This window comes from Nitrosomonas sp. Nm166 (assembly GCF_900112825.1).
In the GTDB taxonomy this organism is placed as follows: domain Bacteria; phylum Pseudomonadota; class Gammaproteobacteria; order Burkholderiales; family Nitrosomonadaceae; genus Nitrosomonas.
In genome coordinates, this window is the sequence record NZ_FONE01000112.1 from 1 (window position 1) to 1,558 (window position 1,558).

2 protein-coding genes and 1 pseudogene are annotated in these 1,558 nt (G+C 45.1%); 1 reads left to right on the top strand and 2 read right to left on the bottom strand.

What is annotated here, in order from left to right:
* Positions 1–191 (top strand): hypothetical protein (locus BM021_RS15860; protein WP_218147892.1); only part of this gene is annotated, 191 nt, incomplete at its 5' end.
* A 30-nt stretch (positions 192–221) separates the two neighbouring features.
* Here the strand turns inward: BM021_RS15860 and BM021_RS14960 are convergent.
* Together BM021_RS14960 and BM021_RS14965 are read right to left on the bottom strand one after the other, a co-directional pair.
* Positions 222–687 (bottom strand): annotated as a pseudogene (locus tag BM021_RS14960) (IS3 family transposase); the annotation flags it as partial.
* 80 nt (positions 688–767) lie between these two features.
* Complete coding sequence (locus BM021_RS14965; RefSeq protein ID WP_218147891.1) at positions 768–1,466, bottom strand: group II intron maturase-specific domain-containing protein; 699 nt, start codon at positions 1,464–1,466, stop codon at positions 768–770.
* Positions 1,467–1,558 lie beyond the last annotated feature (92 nt).

The window sequence follows — 1,558 nt, forward strand, 5'->3', positions numbered from 1 at the left end:
ATTTTTGCGAAAAGCTTACAAAAAGTACTTCATTGCTCACAAAAAAATCTGAACTGAATACGCTTCAGGTAAAGTTATGTTTTTGCAAAGGTCTCGAAAGAACTCATCAGGGCAAAATCTGCAATGGAAAAACTCCGATGGAGACTTTGCTCAGTGGGAAAGAGATTTGGAAGAGCAAAAACTTGAACTGAGGTGTGCTCTCAAAAATGGAGCCCATCGGTTTAAGCGGCAAGCAGATCTGCATAGTATTGCTGCGTAAATTGTACTGGTGACAAATAGCCCAGCTTTTTCTGTTTTCTCTGTCGGTTATAGAAGATTTCTATATATTCGGTAATTTCCTGAATGACCTGTTGTCGTGTTGTGAATCTTCTATGATGCACCAGCTCGGTTTTAAGTATTCCCCGGAAACTTTCCATCGGAGCATTAAGCAGTTACCCTTGCGACGCATGGAAGCGATCATGCCAAATTGTTGCAATAAATCCTGATAATCATGCGCACAGTATTGGCCACCTCGATCTGATTGAGCAATTAGCCCGGATGTTTACTTTTAGTTGCATGAAACAAAGCTTGTATAACCAGATCCTTAGTCATTCTTTCATTCATGGCATAGCCGACCAGTTCTCCATTAAACAGATCCTTTATACCAGCCAAGTACAACCAGCCCTCATCCGTAGGAAGTAAAGTAAGAAGCAGGGCGTAGTCGAACTATCTCCCTGCCTCTCCTCACCGAACCGTACGTGCACCTCTCAGCGCATACGGCTCTCCATTCAAGTATGGCTCATAGCCATAGCAATATCACGGTAGCGTGAAGTAACGGTATTCCTTTCTTCTTCCCGTATTATATAAGGGTTGGTTTCAGGTTTCCGCCACCGGAATTGAGCTTTGCGACTGGTGACCAGTCGGCGCAACGTTATTCCACATAGACTGCCATTGTCGCTGCGGCCAAAGAGTTGCCATATCTTGGCTTTTCCTTCAGCCGGACGCCGGATCCATTGCCGCATTAACGACTTAATAGAGGCCCGGTACTTGCGTGCCAGCCAGTGCGCAAGTTTCCAGAAGATTATTCTGTCTAACTTTCCGTACATGACTGCAGTATAGTCTGTAAATTGGTAGAAGTTGGCCCAACCCGCAAGTTTACGGTTTAGGCTCTCCACCATGTCAATCTTGTTCATGCTGTAATTGCCAGACAGTTCTTTAACAAGCTTATATGCAAAGTTTCGGAACTTGTCCTTGGGTATTGTTGTGACCGGACGCATCGTACCACGAGGTCCCCGTTTACGAATGATGCGATGTCCAAGGAAAACAAATCCATCGTTGACGTGTGTAATATGGGTCTTTTCCATATTTAGCGTCAGCTTGAGTTTGCCCTCCAGAAATGCGCGGCATTCTTCGCGTATGATCTCGGCATGTGCTTTGTTTCCTTTAACGACGATTACAAAATCATCAGCATATCGGCAATAAGCCACTGCTGGTAACCATTGTGAGCATGATGTTGGACAGGAGTGGTGAGATTACACCTCCTTGTGGTACACCGTTACTGGCTGCCTGAAACAACCCC